This window comes from Streptomyces sp. NPDC056883 (genome assembly GCF_042788835.1).
Lineage (GTDB): Bacteria > Actinomycetota > Actinomycetes > Streptomycetales > Streptomycetaceae > Streptomyces > Streptomyces stoeckheimensis.
Genome location: NZ_JBHUBS010000003.1, coordinates 50470 through 66384 on the forward strand (window position 1 = coordinate 50470; position 15915 = coordinate 66384).

Below are 15915 nucleotides of genomic sequence, written 5' to 3' on the forward strand. Positions count from 1 at the left end.
ACGGCCCTGCCGCTTCGGCAGGGCCGGCCAGCGGTGGCGCGGCATCGCTCCCGGGTCGGGTCGTCAGCGGGTTTCCGGGCCTGCCAGGTGGCGGGCGATCACCATGCGCTGGATCTGGTTCGTGCCTTCCACGATCTGGAGGACCTTCGCTTCGCGCATGAGCCGCTCGACCGGGAAGTCCGCCGTGTAGCCGTAGCCGCCCAGGACCTGGACCGCGTCCGTCGTGACGGCCATCGCCGCGTCGGTGCAGAAGAGCTTGGCCATCGCAGCCTGGCGGGAGAAGGGCTTGCCCGCGTCCCGCAGCCGGGCCGCCGCGAGGTAGAGGGAGCGGCCGGCCTCGATCTTCGTGGCCATGTCGGCCAGCATGAACCGCAGGCCTTGGAAGTCCGCGATGGGGTGCCCGAACTGCTTGCGGTCCAGGGCGTACGCCAGGGCCTCGTCGAGCGCGGCCTGGGCCACGCCGATCGCACAGGCGGCGATGCCGAGGCGACCCGCGTCCAGGGCGGCCAGGGCGATGGTGAAGCCCTGGCCCTCCTCGCCGATGCGGCGCGTGTCGGGGACCCGTACGCCGTCGAAGTGCAGCTGGGCAGTGGGCGAGCCCTTCATGCCCATCTTCTTCTCGGGGACCGCCGCCGTGAGGCCTTCCGCGTCGCCCGGGACCAGGAAGGCGGTGATGCCCTTCGGGCCGTCGACGCCCGTGCGGGCCAGCACCGTGTAGAAGTCGGCGACCCCGCCGTGGGTGATCCATGCCTTCGTGCCGGTGATCACCCAGTCGTCGCCGTCCCGGACCGCCTTGGTGGTCAGGGAAGCCGCGTCCGAGCCGGAGGCCGGCTCGGAGAGGCAGTACGCGCCGAGCAGGCCGCCGCCGAGCATCTCGGGCAGGTGGGCGCCCTTCTGCTCCTTGGTTCCGTAGCCGGCCAGGCCGTGGCAGGCCAGCGAGTGCACGCTGACGCCGAGCCCGACGGTCAGGCGGGCCGCGGCCAGCTCCTCCAGCACCTGGAGGTAGACCTCGTACGGCTGGTCGCCGCCGCCGAACTCGCCGGCGTACGGGAGCCCCAGCAGACCGGACTCGGAGAGGAGCGCGAAGACCTCCCGGGGGAAGCGGCCGGCATCCTCCTCCTCGGCGGCCCGGGGGCGGATCTCCCGCTGCGCGATCTCGCGTACGAGCGCGAGCAGGTCTCGGGACTCCTCGGTGGGCAGCGATCGGTCCACCTGCGGCGCGCGGTCGGTCATGGCGGCGCTCTCCTCACGTTCAAGCACGGGGCGGCGCGTGAGGGTGGTACGCGTCGCCGGGTCTCGGGGGCTCACAGCCGATGGTGCCCTCCCGGATCGCGGGAAGGTCCAGTTCAAGGGGCTGCGGCGGTTGAGTATGCCCGATCAGGGGCTTCCCGTCACGGGTACGAGATCATCCTCGGGGACGGGCGGGGCCGGGCATTCGGGGACGAACTCCTCGATCACCGTCAGGGTCGCGCGCAGCGTGCGCACCAGCAAGGCGCCGAACTCCGCCCGGCCGGGGTGGGTGGGGTGGATGGGGTGGGTGGGGTGGTCGGGGTGGTCGGGAGCGTCCGCCGCCGGGGCCTGCGCCGGGACCGGCGCCGGGGCGTCCGCCGGGCCGATCCAGTCGAGGGTGCTGCCCTCGACGCCCGCCAGCCAGCCGACCAGGGCCAGCCGGGCGATCGGCGGGATCTCGCGACGGCCGTACGCGCCTTCCGCGATGGTCGCGATGAGTTCCTCGCGCACGGCGTCGCGGATGGCGAGGACCTCGGAGTCCGAGCCGACGCCTCCGGTGACGATGGTGCGGTAGGCGGCCTGGTGGTGCTCGGCGTAGTACAGGTAGCCGTCGATGGTCGTGCGCACGCGCTGCGCGTTGGGCTGCTCGCTCTCGCCCGCGGCTCGGGCCACGAGCTCGGCCACCGAGTCCTCGACGATGGCCAGGTAGTAGCCGCGTTTGCTCTTGAAGTAGTAGTAGATGAGCCCCTTGGCCACGCCCGCGTGCTTGGCGATGTCGTCCATGGAGAGCGCGTCGTACGAGGTGTCGGCGAACAACTTCCGCCCGATCGCTATGAGTTCGGCCCGCCGAACCTGCGAACGTCCGGTCGTTCCGCGCTGTTGACTATTATTCAAATTCAGCCCTAGCCTCGAACTGCCACAGGAAGCCCGCAGTATGGCAGACCCCTGTGCACCCCCCTTTGCACTCCCCCTGCGCACCGGACGACGTACGGGAGGAACACATCATGGGCAACGGCACGACGAGCACGCCGAGCACGACGGGCAAGAAGAGAAGGACGCCCGAGGGGCGGGTCGACTGGAAGAAGACGGCCGCCGTCGCGATGCCCGCGGTCGTCGCGGTCGGGGCGATGGCGATGGTCATGGCACAGGGCGCGCTCGCCGCCTCCTTCGCCGTCTCGGGGACCAGCTTCCAGGTCTCCTCGTCCAAACTGAGCAGCAAGGGCCTGGCCTCCTACGTGCAGACGGACCGCTCCGTCGACGGCAAGGGCCATCCCGTCGCGCTGCTCGGCATCGGCGAGGCCACCCTCACGGACATCTGCCAGGCCGCCGAGGTGGACACCCCGGTGGGCAAGGTGGTCTTCAAGCTGACCGCGGGCGGCCCGGCCGGCACCGTCACGGCCAGCAATCTCGTCATCGACGGCGAGGACCTGGCCGGCGACGCCGTCTTCGGGACGGCCCAGATCGGCCGCGACGCCTCCACCCTCGACCAGGTCGGCGGGATCAAGGGCGAGGCCGGCAAGTTCGGCCTCCAGGCCGGGGACATCGAGGTCGTGGACGTGAAGTCGCACGCCTGGTCGGCGACCGGCGGCAACTTCCACCTCAAGGGCCTGAAGCTGAACGTCAGCCTGGACGGCAAGAAGTGCTTCTAGGCCTGCGCGGGCCCGCCGGGCCGGGCAGCGGGTGGCTGGATCGCCGGCTCCCGCTGCCCGGCCCTCGGCGGCGGCTGCGCGCCTGGCGCCGCACCCGTCCCTTCTGGGGCGGACTGCTGGTGATCCTGGGCGGGACCGAGCTGCTGCTGGTCCCGCTCTCCCCACTCACCGTGCTGGTCAGCCTGGGTCTCGGCGGGATCGCGGCCATCGGGATCGGACTCGCGCTGATCGCCGCCGGCCTGTTCCTGTGGCTGCTGCCGCAGACCCGGGCCTACGTCTCGATCCACGCGCTGCTGCTCTCGGTGCTGTCCTTCGTGGCGACCAACCTCGGGGGCTTCCTCGTCGGGATGCTGCTCGGCATCGCGGGCAGTGCGCTGGCCTTCGGCTGGACCCCGCGGCCCGATCCGGAGGCGGGCGAGGAGGGCCTGTACGTCCCGAGTCTGGACGGCAGCGGGCCGCGCACCCTGGCCGCCGCGCTGCCGGTGGTGCTGCTCGCCTCGCTGGTGGCGGGCACCGGGGAGGCGCGGGCCGCCGCCCCGGCCGGTCCGCCGATGGCCGCGCGCACTCCCCCGACCGTGACCACCGCGCTCTTCGCCCCGCAGGGGTTCGCCTTCGCGGGGGTCACCCACGTGCCCACGGTGGACGGGCCGCTGAAGGTGCTGGTGCTGCGGATGCGGGCGGCCACGCTCACCGACTACGAGCTGCGCAGCCGCGACGGCCGCGAGGAGTACGGGCTCGCCGCGAAGAGGCTGGACCTGAGCGGCGATGTGACCTTGTACCTGACGAGGTTCAGCGGGTGCATCGAAGGGCTGCTGTGCGTGACCTTCAGCCCGGACGGTCTGCCCGCTCCCCCGGTCATCCCGCCGTTCGTCTTCATGACCCGGGTGAGCGCGGAGCAGGCGCTCGTCACCTCCGACGTGATCAAGACCGACAACCTGCGGCTGGTGGCCTCGTGATCCCCGTCCAGGCCGCGCCGCTGTGGGCGTACGGCATCGGCGCCACCTTCGCGGTGGCCGCCGGGCGCCAGCTCCAGTGGTGGGAGCGGTCGGTCCGGGGCGAGGGGGTCCGTACGAGGAGCCGCGCGGCCAATCCGTACCTGGCGCTCACCCTGCTCTACGCGGCGCTGCTGCCCGCCCCGACCGGGGCGTACCTGATGTGGCAGAACCCGGCCTGGTCGACGATGCACGCGGCCCGCGGCCACGACGGGGTGTGGGCCGGCTTCGCGCTCTTCTACGGGGCTTCGGTGGTGCTCGGCGCGCTGCTCGGGTTCCTGGTGGCGCGGCTGTTCGTCCTGGTCGGGGCCGGCTACTGGGGGTACCTCCAGGCGGTCGCCGGGTACTTCCTGCTGTTCTTCACCCTGATCCACGGGTGGGACGGCACGGGGTACGAGCGGCTGCTGAGCGCCGATCCGCAGGCCTTCGCCGACTGGTCCGCGGAGGGGGTCGTCAACGGCGCGCTGGCCTTCGCGACCTCGGGCACCTTCCTGGCCGTGCTGATCTTCGGGACGGCCGTGATCGGCACGATGCTGCTGGCCGAGATCGGCTGGCTGGTGGAGGGCTGGCGGCTGCCGGGCGCCGCGGCGGACCTCAAGGTGCCCAGGGTGATCGCGGTGGCGATCGCCGGGGCGGGGGTCTACGGGCTGCCGTTCGCGGGGGCGCTGGGCGCGAGCGTCCTGGTCCGGCTGCTCGGCTGGTGGGCCGGGATCGGGGTGTTCGCCCTGGTGGCCGGGGTGGTGCTGCTGCCGGCTCGCTCGCCCGTACGGGCGCTGTACGGGCTGGTGGGCGTTCCGGACCGGCACTGGCGGGTGGAGCCGGAGGCCGGGGCGGGGGCAGAGCCTGGGGTTAGAAGAACCAGCCGACCTGGGTGACGAACATGGCCACGACCACGACCAGGGTCCAGCCGAGCACGTGCTCCAGCCAGGAGGAGGAATCGTCCTCGGGTCCGCCGGTGCGGACCAGGTTGCGGGCGGGGGCGGTGGGGGCGGCGCTGTGTGCGGTCATGCCCTCCAATGTGACAGCGGAGGCGGCCCGCGCGGTAGAGACGATGGTCACGGGTGGCATGTCTCACGCCCCCGGCCGCGTGGTGCGGGCCGGGGGCGCGAGGGGTCGTGCGTACCGGATCAGGTGGTGCGGTCGCGGCCCGCCATGCCCGCCATGGCCAGGGCCAGGCACAGGGCGATACCGCCGGCGAGGACGTTGCTCCACACCGTGCGGGTGGTGCTCACGTCGCCGGAGATGACGAAGGGCGCGACGATCGTCCAGGCGGCGAGACCGACCGCGGTCCAGGCCATGGCGTGGGTGCGTTCGTAGGCGGAGCCGAGTCCGCTCATGCACAGACAGTAGGCCAGGCCCGCGATCAGGTTGTTGATCGCCAGCGAGCTGAGCCCGCTGAATCCGGCGATCCACGGCGAGGCGGCGATGTACAGGCCCGTCATCAGGGCCAGCGCCTCGACGATCTGGGCACTCGGAGTGCTGGTGACCCGCTCGAACCGCGAGCGCATCTCAGCGAGGTCGGGGTGGTGTTCGATTCTCGGTTGAGTGGTCATGGCGGGCTGCCTCCTATGAGAAGCTCCTTTTGCCCTTTTGCCCTTTATATTCCACTTACATGCCATTCGGGTCAACGCGAAAATCTCAGAGCACGCCGACCGCCCGCAGCGCGAGGACCTGGGCCGGGTTCGGCCGGATCGGACCGTAGAGGTAGCAGACGCCTCCGGTGCCGGAGACGACCTTGCCGGCCGCGTTGTGGCGCTTGGTCCGGAGCCAGTTGTTTTCAAACTGACGGCGTGCGTAGACGCGGCGCACGGCCGTGTTGTCGGCCGAGTTCGGGTCGTTGGCGATCACGTCGCCCGAGGCGGTGAAGCCGATGACGGTCATCAGATGGCCGGCCGTGCCGTAGCCCGCGCCCGTGAGTTCCTCGGCCGTGAAGGACTGCGAGGTGATGACCGGGACTCCGGCCCGCACCAGGGTCTCCAGGTCTGCGAGGGAGCCGAGGCGGGTGACGACGCCGGCCATCTGCCGGTAGGTGGCGGCGTAGGCGGCGTTGAAGGGCCAGTTTCCGCAGCCCTTGTACGCGGCGTCGTAGGTGGAGCGGGCGGCGTGGCAGACCTGAGGGTCCGCGTAGTCTTTCTTCACCCAGGCCACGGAGGAGGCGCTGGCCCTGCGGCCCCAGAACTCGATGATCATCTGCGAGGAGGTGGGGCTGCACCAGGCCTCGCCGCCGTTGTCGTACTCGGGGTACTGGCCCGCGTGCGTCTCCTGCGAGTACCGCGGCACCTTCAGCTCGTGGGCCCCGCCGGCGGTGGTGGAGGCCGGGACGGTGAACCGGTCCGGGACGTCCGAGGCCATGGCGCCGGCCAGCCACACCGTGGGACCGCGGCTGGCACCGGGCTTGCGGTACAGGGTCAGGCGCAGCCGCCAGTCCTTGATCCGCAGCCCGCTCGCGGGGGCGTCCACGGCCAGGGTGTCGGTCCAGACGGTGGACTTGCCGTCGGTCTGCCCGTCCACGGAGGTGCGCCGGATGTCCCCGTCGCCGGAGGCCCAGCGGCCCATCACGTACCAGGGGGTGGCGGCGCCGTCGGTGTAGGTGCCGCGCAGTTCGGCCTGGATCCAGGTGCCGGCCGGGGTGCGGGCGTTCCAGGAGGCGATGGCCTCCGTGGCGGGGACGGTCGAGGTGTGGACCGGGGAGGTCCAGGTGGCGTACTCCCAGGTGCTCTTCTTGGCGGTGTGCGGGTCCGTGTACTCGGTGCGGCCCGTCGGGGTCTTGATCTCCAGGCCGGGACGGGCGCCGCCGATGGCGGTGGTGCCCTGGTGCTGGCCGGCGGTCCAGTGGGCGTACGAGTACCAGAACCGGTTGTCCACCGTCTTACGGGTGGCTCCGGCGGTGGCCTGCCCCGGGCCGCCGGTGGCGGGCTTCGGCCCCGCGGCGGAGGCTCGGCCGCCGGGGACGGCGGCGGCGGTGGCTGCCGCCAGGGCTACCGCCAGGAGGGCGCGGCGGGGTGTGGGTGCGGTCATCGGCGTGGCCCCCAGGGGTCGGTGCGGCGGGTCGGCTCCCGCCCACCCTTCCAGTTCCCGCGTGCGGGGCCGTGAAGCCGGGGCGCCGTGTCGGGGTGACGGGGCGCGGGCCCCGCTCCCCGGGGCGGACCCTGCGGGGCTGTCCCCTACCCGCCCTTCCACCGTTCCCTGGGGCTCCGCCCCAGACCCCGCGCCTCAAACGCCGGCGAGGCTGAATTTTCCGGCGCAGCCGGAAAACCCAGCCCGTCCGGCGTTTGAGGACCGGGTCCGGGCGGAGCCCGGGGAACGGGCGAAGGACGGGTAGGGGACTCCGCCCCGCAGGGCCGGGCCCGCGCGCGGGGGCGGAGGTCATACGGTGGGGGCGTGGAACATCAGTCGCCGCTTCAGCCCCTCGTGAGCGAGATCCTCGCCCTGCCGCCCGCCCTCGGGCCCGTCCGCCTCGTCGGGATCGACGGGCACGCCGGGTCCGGGAAGAGCACCTTCGCCGGGGTGCTCGCCGAGGCCCTGGGCGGGGCTCCCGTCCTGCATCTGGACGACGTGGCCAGTCACGAGGAGCTGTTCGAGTGGGTCGGGCGGCTGCGCGCGCAGGTGCTGGAGCCGCTCGCCGCGGGGCGGGCCGCGCACTGGGCCCCGTACGACTGGGTCGAGCGGCGGTTCGGGCCGGAGCGGGTGCTGGAGCCCGGTCCGGTGCTGCTCGTCGAGGGGGTTGGTGCCGGGCGGCGCGCCCTGCGCCCGTACCTGGCGCGGCTGCTGTGGATGGAGACTCCGCGTGCGAAGTCCTGGGGGCGCGGGCGCAACCGGGACGGGCGCGAACTTTCCGACTTCTGGGACGGATGGGAGCGCGCGGAGCTCGCGCACTTCTCGGATGATCCTTCGCGCCCCTTCGCCGACACCCTGGTGCGGCAGAGCAGTACGGGATACGAGTGGACTTCCGGGGCGGCCGGGGCGGCGGGAACCGGCGTCGGCGTGACGGAGGGTGACGAGACCCCCCAGGCCTGAAGGGCGGGGGAAAGGCCCTCTCCGCGGGTGCCTCCCGGCCGCTTGACCCGGGGGCCGGGACGGCCTTACGTTCTGAAGAAGCGGCCCTCACCGGCCGCCGCGGACACGAAGCCCCCGATTGTTCCCCCGTGATCGGGGGCTTCGTTCTGTCCCCCAACCCCCCGCGCATCCCCGTCCGGCACTCCTCCGTCACGGCGTCGCACGGGGCACATCCCGGCCGTTTTCTCACCCTGCGTCACCGTGGACCGTCCGGATCCGCGCCCGGCAGGTCTTCGACGCACCCTACGTAAGGTGCGTAACCGCAGGTACGATGCACCCCTGATTTCATCGGCGCAGGAACAACTCGCGGATGCATCGCGGGGGTTGCTGGGCACCACGGGGGCAGGCTTGTGGGGGATGTGATGGACTTCGCCGCGCACGGAAGCAGCGCGCACGCCCCGGCCGAACTCGCCTGGCTGCGAGGAGTGGACGCCTGCACGATGGGCGCCTACCCGCAGGCCGAGGAAGAGTTCCGGGCGGCCGTACGACTCGATCCCGGGATGGCCGATGCCTGGCTGGGCCTGCACGCGCTCCGCGTCGACACCACCAACGCGTTATTGCGCATGTACGCCCACCGGGACCGGTTCGGGGAGCAGCGGGCCCGCCACCGGCGGACGCTGAACTCCTGGTACTGGCTGGGCTGGTGGGTGCAGCCGGTACTGGAGACCCGGCGGGACCTGTTGCTGGCGCACGCCTCGCACTGGCTGGACGGGCGCCACGTCCCCGAGCTGGACCAGGCGCTGGCGGCCCTGCCGCCCGTGGACACCGACCCCCAGGTGCGCTTCCTGCACGCCTGCCGGGCGTACTTGGTCAAGGACTGGGAGCAGTTGGTGCGCTCCACCGAATCACTGGTCGACGATCCGCTCCTGGGCATCGAGGCGGGCCTGTTCGGCGGGATGGCCCGGGTCCGGCTGGAGATGTACGGGCAGGCCGAGCCGCTGCTGGCGGCCTCGTTGATGCGCTGCCGCAGCGAGCAGCCCCAGCGCAAGGAGCTGCGGTACTGGCTGGCGCGGGCGCACGAGGGGACCGGGCGCAGCGCGGCGGCCCTGCCGCTGTACCGGGCGGTGCACCGGGTGGACCCGGCGTTCATGGACACGGCGGCCCGGCTGACGGCGATCGAGGACAGCGAGGACGCCGACGGCCTGGCCGGGTACGCGAGCGGCGCGGGCTACGAGGCCTTCGGCGGGCACGGACCGGCCCCGTCGGGCGGTGACTTCGCGGCGGTGGCGCTGGGCGGCGGCGGTCCGGTCCAGGGGATCGCCGCCGACGGGCAGCCGGATCCGGACCCGCTGACGGCGGCCGACCCTCCGGAACCGCGGCACGGCCCGGGGGCGCCGGGGCCCGGGTCGGGTCTGCCGGCCGGGGTGCGGCACAAGGCCTCGCTGCCCGCACAGCCGGGGCCGGTGGACCTGCCGGCCGGGCCGGCGGATCCGGCGGCGCTGGCCGAGGCGCTGGCGGAGCTGGAGCGGATGGTGGGCCTGGAGCCGGTCAAACGGCAGGTGAAGGCGCTCTCCGCGCAGCTGCACATGGCCAGGCTGCGGACGGGACAGGGGCTGCCGGTGCAGCCGCCGAAACGGCACTTCGTCTTCTCCGGGCCGTCGGGCACGGGGAAGACCACGGTGGCGCGGATCCTGGGCCGGGTCTTCTACGCGCTGGGCCTGCTCGGAGGCGACCATCTCGTGGAGGCCGGGCGCGCCGACCTGGTCGGCGAGTTCCTCGGGCAGACCGCGGTGAAGGCGAACGAGCTGATCGACTCGGCGATCGGCGGGGTGTTGTTCGTGGACGAGGCGTACAGCCTCTCCAACTCCGGCTACAGCAAGGGCGACGCGTACGGCGACGAGGCCCTGCAGGTGCTCCTGAAGCGGGCGGAGGACAACCGCGACCACCTGGTGGTGATCCTCGCGGGCTATCCGGCGGGGATGGACCGGCTGCTCGCCACGAATCCGGGGCTGTCCTCGCGGTTCACCACACGGGTGGACTTCCCCAGCTACCGGCCGCTGGAACTCACGTCGATCGGCGGGGTGCTGGCGGACGCCAACGGCGACCGGTGGGACGAGGAGGCGCTGGAGGAGCTGCGGAGCATCAGCGGGCACGTGGTGGAGCAGGGGTGGATCGACGAGCTGGGCAACGGGCGGTTCCTGCGCACGCTGTACGAGAAGAGCTGCGCGTACCGGGACCTGCGGCTCTCGGGCTTCGCCGGTGATCCGTCCCGGGAGGATCTGTCCACCCTGCGGCTGGCGGACCTGATGCAGGCGTACGGGGAGGTCCTGTCGGGCCGCGGACCGCAGGAGCGCCCGGAGCCCCCGCCGCTGTGAGGACGGCCCGGGGAATCTAGGGGATCTCCGGCGGCGGGCCGGAGCAGGCCGCGAAGGCGGAGAGGACCAGGAAGGCGACGGCCGCGGCGATCAGGAACCAGCCCGCCCAGAGGGGCCGTCCGCCGTACTGCTCGGCCCACCGCTCGTCCGCCCCGCCGTCGCCCAGCCTGCCCTGCAGCAGCGCCCGGACCCGGTCCGCGAACTCCGGGTCCGCCGCCGCGCGTTCCCTCACGACGGATTCGAGGGCCAGGGCCGCGGCCGGTGCGTGGGGTTCGCGCTCGAAGGCGGCGACGGCGCCGACCCGTTCGGCCGGCAGCCCGTCGAGGAGCACCTCGCGCAGCCGGCGCGCCACCGGGGAGGGTGCGTCGGGGTCCTCCCGCAACAGCTCCAGCGCCTCGCGGGCCGTGTCCCGGAAGTCCGGGTCCCCGTCGTCGTGTTCACCGGATCGCATGAACGCCCCCTCGCGCCGCTCCCGCCGCCTCCTCACGAGTATGGCGGCCCGACGCCGTGGCCGGACCCGTCGCGCGACGGGTCCGGCAGCGGGCGTCAGCCGGTGAGCGCCCCCTCCGAGCGGAGTTCGGACGTGCGGGCGTGCGGTGCCGTGCGGTGCGCGGGGTCGCGCACCTCGCCCACCAGCGTTTCCAGTACGTCCTCCATGGCGACCAGGCCGAGGACCCTGCCCGAGGGGTCGGCGACCTGCGCCAGGTGCGTCGCGTCGCGGCGCATCACCGTCAGGGCGTCGTCCAGCGGGAGGGTGGAGCAGACCGTGGTCATCCGGCGCCAGACCCGCTGGGGCACGGCCCGTTCCCGGTCTTCCAGGTCCAGGACGTCCTTCACGTGCAGGTAGCCCATGAAGGCACCGCTGTCGGCGCGGACGGGGAACCGGGAGTATCCGGTGCGGACCGTCAGCTGCTCGATCTGGCGCGGGGTGACGGCCGGTCCGACCGTGACCAGCCGGTCCGGGGCGAGGAGGACGTCGGTGACCGGGCGGCTGCCCAGTTCCAGCGCGTCCTCCAGGCGCTCCTGTTCGACCGGCTCCAGCAGGCCGGCCTGCCGGGAGTCCTTGAGCAGGCGGCCGAGCTGGGCGGAGGTGTAGACGGCCTCGACCTCGTCCTTGGGCTCCACCTTGAAGAGCCGCAGGATCAGCGTGGCGCAGGCGCCGAGGGCCGTGGTGACCGGTCCGCAGATCCGTGCGAAGGCGACCAGTCCGGGGCTGAACCACAGGGCCGTCTTCTCGGGGGCGGCCATGGCGAGGTTCTTGGGGACCATCTCGCCGATGACCAGGTGGAGGAAGATCACCGCGGTGAGGGCCACCGCGTAGCCCAGCGGATGGATCAGCCCCTCGGGCACGTGGGCGGCGTGGAAGAGGGGCTCCAGGAGCCGGGCCACGGTGGGTTCGGCCACGGCGCCGAGGGTGAGCGAGCACATGGTGATGCCGAACTGTGCGGCGGCCATCATGCGCGGCAGGTTCTCCAGGCCGTGGAGCACCTGGCGGGCCCGCTTGGAATCGGCGGCCAGGGGTTCGATCTGGCTGCGGCGGACGGAGACGAGGGCGAACTCGGCGCCGACGAAGAAGCCGTTGGCCAGGACGAGGAGCAGGGCGAACAGCAGTTGGAGCGCGTTCACCGGCCACCCACCTGCGCCAGCTCGGCGGGGGCGGCGGCGTCCGGGCCCAACCCGTAGGAGCCCTGCCCGTAGAAGCCCTGCCCGTCGGAGCCCGGTGTGCCGGGGCCCGCGGGAGCGGTGCGCACGAGGCGGACGCGCTCGGCGCGGTAGCGGCGGACCTGGCGCACGGAGAGCTTCCAGCCGGGGAGTTCGGCGCGGTCCCCGGGGGCGGGGATCCGGCCGAGCAGGTCGGCGACGAGGCCGGCGACGGTCTCGTACGGTCCTTCGGGGACCTCCAGGCCTATCCGGCGCAGGGTCTGCACGCGGCAGCTGCCGTCGGCCTCCCAGGAGGGGCGGCCGTCCTCGGCGGGTACGGCGGCCAGTTCGGGGCTGCCGTCCTCCGCGAGGTCGTGCTCGTCGCGGACTTCGCCGACGAGCTCCTCCACGATGTCCTCCAGGGTGACGACGCCGGCGGTGCCGCCGTACTCGTCGACGACCACCGCCATGGGCTGTTCGCTGCGCAGCCGTTCCAGCAGCGGCTGGACCGGCAGGGAGCCGGGGACCAGCAGGGGGGCCACGCAGATCCCGCTGACGCTGGTGCGGGCGCGCTCGGACTCGGGCACGGCGAGGGCGTCCTTGAGGTGGACGACCCCGGTGATCTCGTCGATGCGCTCGCGGTAGACGGGGAAGCGGGACAGGCCCGTGGCGCGGGTGAGGTTGAGCACGTCGGCCGCGGTGGCCGTGTGCTGGAGGGCGCTGACCTTGACCCGGGGGGTCATGACCAGCTGCGCCGTGAGCTCGCCCAGGGACAGGGTTCGTACGAAGAGGTCGGCGGTGTCCTGTTCCAGGGCTCCGGCCTGGGCCGAATGGCGGACCAGGGAGACCAGTTCGCCGGGGGTGCGGGCGGAGGCCATCTCTTCGGTGGGCTCCACGCCGAGCGCCCGGACGAGCCGGTTGGCGACGGCGTTGAGGCCCGCGATGACGGGCCGGAAGACCCGGGAGAAGACGTGCTGCGGGCCGGCCACGAAGCGGGCCACCTGGAGCGGCCGGGAGACGGCCCAGTTCTTCGGGACGAGCTCGCCGACGACCATCTGGACGGCGGAGGCGAGCAGCATGCCGATGACGACCGCCACGCCGGGTACGGCGCCCTTGGGGAGGCCGGTCGCTTCGATCGGCCCGGCCAGCAGGGCGGCGAGGGCGGGCTCGGCGAGCATGCCGACCACGAGGGAGGTGATGGTGATGCCGAGCTGGGTGCCGGAGAGCTGGAAGGACAGCTCCCTCAGGGCTGCGACGACCGTGCGGGCACGGCGGTCGCCCTCGGCCGCGGCGCGTTCGGCCTCGGGTCTCTCGACGGTGACGAGGCCGAATTCGGCTGCCACGAAGAAACCGTTGGCGAGGATCAGGGCGAATGCCGCCACGAGCAGAAGTAGCGGGATGGTCATGCCGCCGCCTCCGTGGGGAGGGCGGCGCGTGTACTACCGGACGATCCGTCCATTGCTGGAGGGAGTCACTCCTCGAGTCGCAGGTGCCCACGGGCCTCGGGGTCCCGGGGCCGGTGGGAGGGCGCACGGTCGCGCCCCCACACCAGGTTAGTCATTGAGATCGCCGCCGCAATGGGACGCAGCGACGAGGTCGGACGGGCTCAGTCGTTCTTTGAGCCGGTTCCGCGGGCTTCGGCCAGGGCGCGCAGGGCGCGCGCGTCGCCGATCGCCTGGGCCTTGGCGACCCCGGGCTGGATGCCCAGGGCGGGCAGGCTGGTGCCGTCGCTCAGGTCGAGGAACACCCAGGCGTCGCCGGGGCGGAGGTTGACGCGCACGATCTGCGCCCACTCCAGGCGGCGGGTGGTGGTGAGGTTGACGACCGTGACCCCGGTCTCGTCGGCGACCACCTTGGGGCGGCTGAGCAGGACGAGGACCGAGGAGAGCAGGACGGCGACGAAGACGAAGCTGATCCGCTCGCCCGGCTGCAGGCGCTCCAGCATCACGGCGATCGTCGTGATGGTGAGGAACATGGCGGCGCCCGCGCCCATCAGGACGGCCCGGGTACGGGTCGGCCGGAAGGTGACCGGCAGGGCGGGCGGTGCGGGCTGGGCGGTGGCGTCGGCCATGTTCGTCAGGTGCCTTCGGGTGGTGCCGGGTGGTGAGCCCGATGGTGAGGGATGCGCGTGCGGCGGGGTGCCGTCGTACGCGTCAGAGGCGGCAGGCGTGGATCGAGGTGGTGAGGATCGCGCGCGCGCCGAGCTCGTACAGGTCGTCCATGATCCGCTGGGCCTCCTTGGCGGGGACCATGGCGCGGACGGCGACCCAGCCCTCGTTGTGCAGCGGGGAGACGGTCGGCGACTCCAGGCCCGGGGTGAGGGCGACCGCGCGCTCCAGGTGCTCGGCGCGGCAGTCGTAGTCCATCATCACGTAGCTGCGGGCGACCAGGACGCCCTGGAGGCGGCGCAGGAACTGCTGGGCCCGGGGGTCCTCGGGGTCGGTGCCGTTGCCGCGGATGACGACGGCCTCGGAGGTCATGATCGGCTCGCCGATGACCTCCAGGCCGGCGTTGCGCAGGCTGGTGCCGGTCTCGACGACGTCGGCGATGATCTGGGCGACGCCGAGTTGGATGGCGGTCTCGACCGCACCGTCGAGGTGGACGACGGAGGCTTCGATGCCCTTGTCGGCGAGGTGCTTCGCGACGATTCCCTCGTACGAGGTCGCGATGGTCATCCCGTGGAAGTCCTCGGGGCCCTTCGCGGTGCCGGGGATGGTGGCGTAGCGGAAGGTGGAGCGGCCGAAGTTCAGCGGCAGGATCTCCTCGGCGCTGGCGCCGGAGTCGAGCAGCAGGTCGCGGCCGGTGATGCCGATGTCGAGCTTGCCGGAGGACACGTAGATCGCGATGTCCTTGGGGCGGAGGTAGAAGAACTCCACCTCGTTCTCGGGGTCGACGACCACGAGCTCCTTGGACTCCTTGCGCATCCGGTAGCCGGCCTCATGGAGCATCGCCGACGCCGGTCCGGAGAGTGAACCCTTGTTGGGGACGGCGATGCGCAGCATGGGGCTTCCTTTGGTGCGTAGGTGCGAAAGGGTGTGCTGGTACGGGTACCGGGCGCGCGGACGCCCCGGCAGTGTGTGCCGGGGCCCGCGCGGAACTGCTGGGGTCCGAGGACCGCGGCCTAGAGGTGCGCGTAGACGTCGTCGAGGGAGATCCCGCGCGCCACCATCATCACCTGGACGTGGTAGAGCAGCTGGGAGATTTCCTCGGCGGCGGCTTCCTTGCTCTCGTACTCGGCGGCCATCCAGACCTCGGCGGCCTCCTCGACGACCTTCTTGCCGATGGCATGGACGCCCTTGCCGACCAGCTCGGCGGTGCGGGAGGTGCTGGGGTCGCCGTTGGCGGCCTTGAGCTGGAGCTCGGTGAAGAGCTCTTCGAAACTCTTGGAGGGTGTGTTCGCCATGATGTCCCTAGGGTACGGGCTCACCCCGGTGCCCCAGCGCCTGGGTTCACCCCTTGGACTGGCGCCAGGGTTCGCTGACGGTCCGCAGGGTCATGGCGGTGGAGACGGCGGCGGTGACCGCTTCGTGCCCCTTGTCCTCGTTCGACCCCTCGAGCCCGGCGCGGTCCAGCGCCTGCTCGTCGTTGTCGCAGGTCAGTACGCCGAAGCCGACGGGGACTCCGGTGTCGATCGACACCTGTACCAGGCCCTGGGTGACGCCCTGGCAGACGTAGTCGAAGTGCGGGGTGCCGCCGCGGATGACCACGCCGAGGGCGACGATGGCATCGTAACCGCGACCTGCCAGTACCTTCGCCACGACCGGGAGCTCGAAGCTGCCCGGGACGCGCAGCAGGGTGGGCTCGTCGATCCCCAGCTCGTGCAGGGCCCGCAGGGCGCCGTCCACCAGGCCGTCCATGACCTTCTCGTGCCACTGGGCCGCGATCACTGCGACACGCAGGTCTCCGCAGTTCTTCACGCTCAGTTCGGGTGCGCCCTTGCCGCTCACAGCTCTGCTCCTCGGTGCGATTCGTGTGGTGTGGGGTGATGTCGTGTGGTGTGGGGTGGTGCTTGGGGGTGGTGCTACTGGTTCA

The 15915-nt window shown here is 72.4% G+C and carries 17 protein-coding genes; 5 read left to right on the plus strand and 12 right to left on the minus strand.

Features of this window, described 5'->3' with window-relative positions; all coding sequences use genetic code 11:
- Positions 1-63 precede the first annotated feature (63 nt).
- On the minus strand, positions 64-1233 hold the full coding sequence (locus ACFRU2_RS09260; protein WP_382969745.1) for an acyl-CoA dehydrogenase family protein: 1170 nt from the start codon (positions 1231-1233) through the stop codon (positions 64-66).
- A gap of 144 nt (positions 1234-1377) precedes the next feature.
- Positions 1378-2124, minus strand: a complete 747-nt coding sequence (locus tag ACFRU2_RS09265) for a TetR/AcrR family transcriptional regulator (RefSeq protein WP_382969748.1) — start codon at positions 2122-2124, stop codon at positions 1378-1380.
- Positions 2125-2330: 206 nt separating this feature from the next.
- On the opposite strand from ACFRU2_RS09265, the gene ACFRU2_RS09270 reads away from it, so the two are divergent.
- From ACFRU2_RS09270 to ACFRU2_RS09280, 3 genes are read left to right on the plus strand one after another with little or no spacing between them, the layout of a single operon-like run.
- Positions 2331-2879 (plus strand): DUF6230 family protein, encoded by a 549-nt coding sequence (locus ACFRU2_RS09270; protein WP_274551695.1) that lies wholly within the window; start codon positions 2331-2333, stop codon positions 2877-2879.
- Positions 2870-3835 (plus strand): DUF6114 domain-containing protein, encoded by a 966-nt coding sequence (locus tag ACFRU2_RS09275; protein ID WP_382969751.1) that lies wholly within the window; start codon positions 2870-2872, stop codon positions 3833-3835. Before ACFRU2_RS09270 ends, ACFRU2_RS09275 begins: the two co-directional genes overlap by 10 nt.
- Positions 3832-4746 carry a hypothetical protein gene (locus ACFRU2_RS09280; protein ID WP_382969753.1) on the plus strand — a complete coding sequence of 305 codons (915 nt, stop codon included), beginning with the start codon at positions 3832-3834 and terminating at the stop codon, positions 4744-4746. The genes ACFRU2_RS09275 and ACFRU2_RS09280 overlap by 4 nt, the downstream gene beginning before the upstream one ends.
- On the opposite strand, the gene ACFRU2_RS09285 is transcribed toward ACFRU2_RS09280, so the two are convergent.
- The 3 genes from ACFRU2_RS09285 to ACFRU2_RS09295 all read right to left on the minus strand — a co-directional run bounded on the left by ACFRU2_RS09285 (position 4721) and on the right by ACFRU2_RS09295 (position 6889).
- A complete protein-coding gene (locus ACFRU2_RS09285) occupies positions 4721-4879 on the minus strand; it encodes an SCO1431 family membrane protein (protein WP_382969756.1) in 159 nt (52 codons plus the stop codon). The two genes, ACFRU2_RS09280 and ACFRU2_RS09285, sit on opposite strands and share 26 nt — an antisense overlap.
- Positions 4880-4998: 119 nt before the next feature.
- Entirely contained in the window at positions 4999-5424 is a 426-nt protein-coding gene (locus tag ACFRU2_RS09290) for an SPW repeat protein (protein ID WP_382969758.1), read from the minus strand.
- Between the two features lie 85 nt (positions 5425-5509).
- Entirely contained in the window at positions 5510-6889 is a 1380-nt protein-coding gene (locus ACFRU2_RS09295) for a peptidase C39 family protein (RefSeq protein WP_382969761.1), read from the minus strand.
- Between the two features lie 363 nt (positions 6890-7252).
- Between ACFRU2_RS09295 and ACFRU2_RS09300 the strand changes: the two genes are divergently transcribed.
- Positions 7253-7888 (plus strand): uridine kinase, encoded by a 636-nt coding sequence (locus ACFRU2_RS09300; protein WP_382969763.1) that lies wholly within the window; start codon positions 7253-7255, stop codon positions 7886-7888.
- Between the two features lie 401 nt (positions 7889-8289).
- Positions 8290-10242 carry an AAA family ATPase gene (locus tag ACFRU2_RS09305; protein ID WP_382969765.1) on the plus strand — a complete coding sequence of 651 codons (1953 nt, stop codon included), beginning with the start codon at positions 8290-8292 and terminating at the stop codon, positions 10240-10242.
- A 16-nt stretch (positions 10243-10258) separates the two neighbouring features.
- Here ACFRU2_RS09305 and ACFRU2_RS09310 read toward each other — a convergent pair whose 3' ends face one another.
- The 7 genes from ACFRU2_RS09310 to ribH all read right to left on the minus strand — a co-directional run bounded on the left by ACFRU2_RS09310 (position 10259) and on the right by ribH (position 15830).
- Positions 10259-10693, minus strand: coding sequence for a hypothetical protein (locus ACFRU2_RS09310; RefSeq protein WP_382969768.1), 435 nt, complete (start codon positions 10691-10693; stop codon positions 10259-10261).
- Positions 10694-10788: 95 nt separating this feature from the next.
- Positions 10789-11868 carry a hemolysin family protein gene (locus ACFRU2_RS09315; protein ID WP_382969770.1) on the minus strand — a complete coding sequence of 360 codons (1080 nt, stop codon included), beginning with the start codon at positions 11866-11868 and terminating at the stop codon, positions 10789-10791.
- Entirely contained in the window at positions 11865-13289 is a 1425-nt protein-coding gene (locus ACFRU2_RS09320) for a hemolysin family protein (RefSeq protein ID WP_382969773.1), read from the minus strand. The genes ACFRU2_RS09315 and ACFRU2_RS09320 overlap by 4 nt, the downstream gene beginning before the upstream one ends.
- Positions 13290-13489: 200 nt before the next feature.
- The gene (locus ACFRU2_RS09325) at positions 13490-13954 is read right to left on the minus strand and encodes a PH domain-containing protein (RefSeq protein WP_382969776.1); all 465 of its coding nucleotides are present in this window, start codon (positions 13952-13954) and stop codon (positions 13490-13492) included.
- A gap of 82 nt (positions 13955-14036) precedes the next feature.
- Positions 14037-14885: an ATP phosphoribosyltransferase gene (gene hisG / locus ACFRU2_RS09330; protein WP_250741529.1), complete on the minus strand. Its 849-nt coding sequence runs from the start codon at positions 14883-14885 to the stop codon at positions 14037-14039.
- A 119-nt stretch (positions 14886-15004) separates the two neighbouring features.
- Entirely contained in the window at positions 15005-15286 is a 282-nt protein-coding gene (locus tag ACFRU2_RS09335; RefSeq protein WP_250741528.1) for a phosphoribosyl-ATP diphosphatase, read from the minus strand.
- 46 nt (positions 15287-15332) lie between these two features.
- Positions 15333-15830, minus strand: coding sequence for a 6,7-dimethyl-8-ribityllumazine synthase (gene ribH / locus ACFRU2_RS09340; protein WP_250741527.1), 498 nt, complete (start codon positions 15828-15830; stop codon positions 15333-15335).
- Positions 15831-15915 lie beyond the last annotated feature (85 nt).

Bases quoted from the DNA above. Each gene is read 5' to 3' on its own strand.
- ACFRU2_RS09305 (WP_382969765.1), top strand. From the start codon at position 8,290: ATGGACTTCGCCGCGCACGGAAGCAGCGCGCACGCCCCGGCCGAACTC.
- ACFRU2_RS09335 (WP_250741528.1), bottom strand. From the start codon at position 15,286: ATGGCGAACACACCCTCCAAGAGTTTCGAAGAGCTCTTCACCGAGCTC.
- hisG (WP_250741529.1), bottom strand. From the start codon at position 14,885: ATGCTGCGCATCGCCGTCCCCAACAAGGGTTCACTCTCCGGACCGGCG.
- ACFRU2_RS09325 (WP_382969776.1), bottom strand. From the start codon at position 13,954: ATGGCCGACGCCACCGCCCAGCCCGCACCGCCCGCCCTGCCGGTCACC.
- ACFRU2_RS09295 (WP_382969761.1), bottom strand. From the start codon at position 6,889: ATGACCGCACCCACACCCCGCCGCGCCCTCCTGGCGGTAGCCCTGGCG.
- ACFRU2_RS09270 (WP_274551695.1), top strand. From the start codon at position 2,331: ATGCCCGCGGTCGTCGCGGTCGGGGCGATGGCGATGGTCATGGCACAG.
- ACFRU2_RS09310 (WP_382969768.1), bottom strand. From the start codon at position 10,693: ATGCGATCCGGTGAACACGACGACGGGGACCCGGACTTCCGGGACACG.
- ACFRU2_RS09285 (WP_382969756.1), bottom strand. From the start codon at position 4,879: ATGACCGCACACAGCGCCGCCCCCACCGCCCCCGCCCGCAACCTGGTC.
- ACFRU2_RS09290 (WP_382969758.1), bottom strand. From the start codon at position 5,424: ATGACCACTCAACCGAGAATCGAACACCACCCCGACCTCGCTGAGATG.
- ACFRU2_RS09320 (WP_382969773.1), bottom strand. From the start codon at position 13,289: ATGACCATCCCGCTACTTCTGCTCGTGGCGGCATTCGCCCTGATCCTC.
- ACFRU2_RS09260 (WP_382969745.1), bottom strand. From the start codon at position 1,233: ATGACCGACCGCGCGCCGCAGGTGGACCGATCGCTGCCCACCGAGGAG.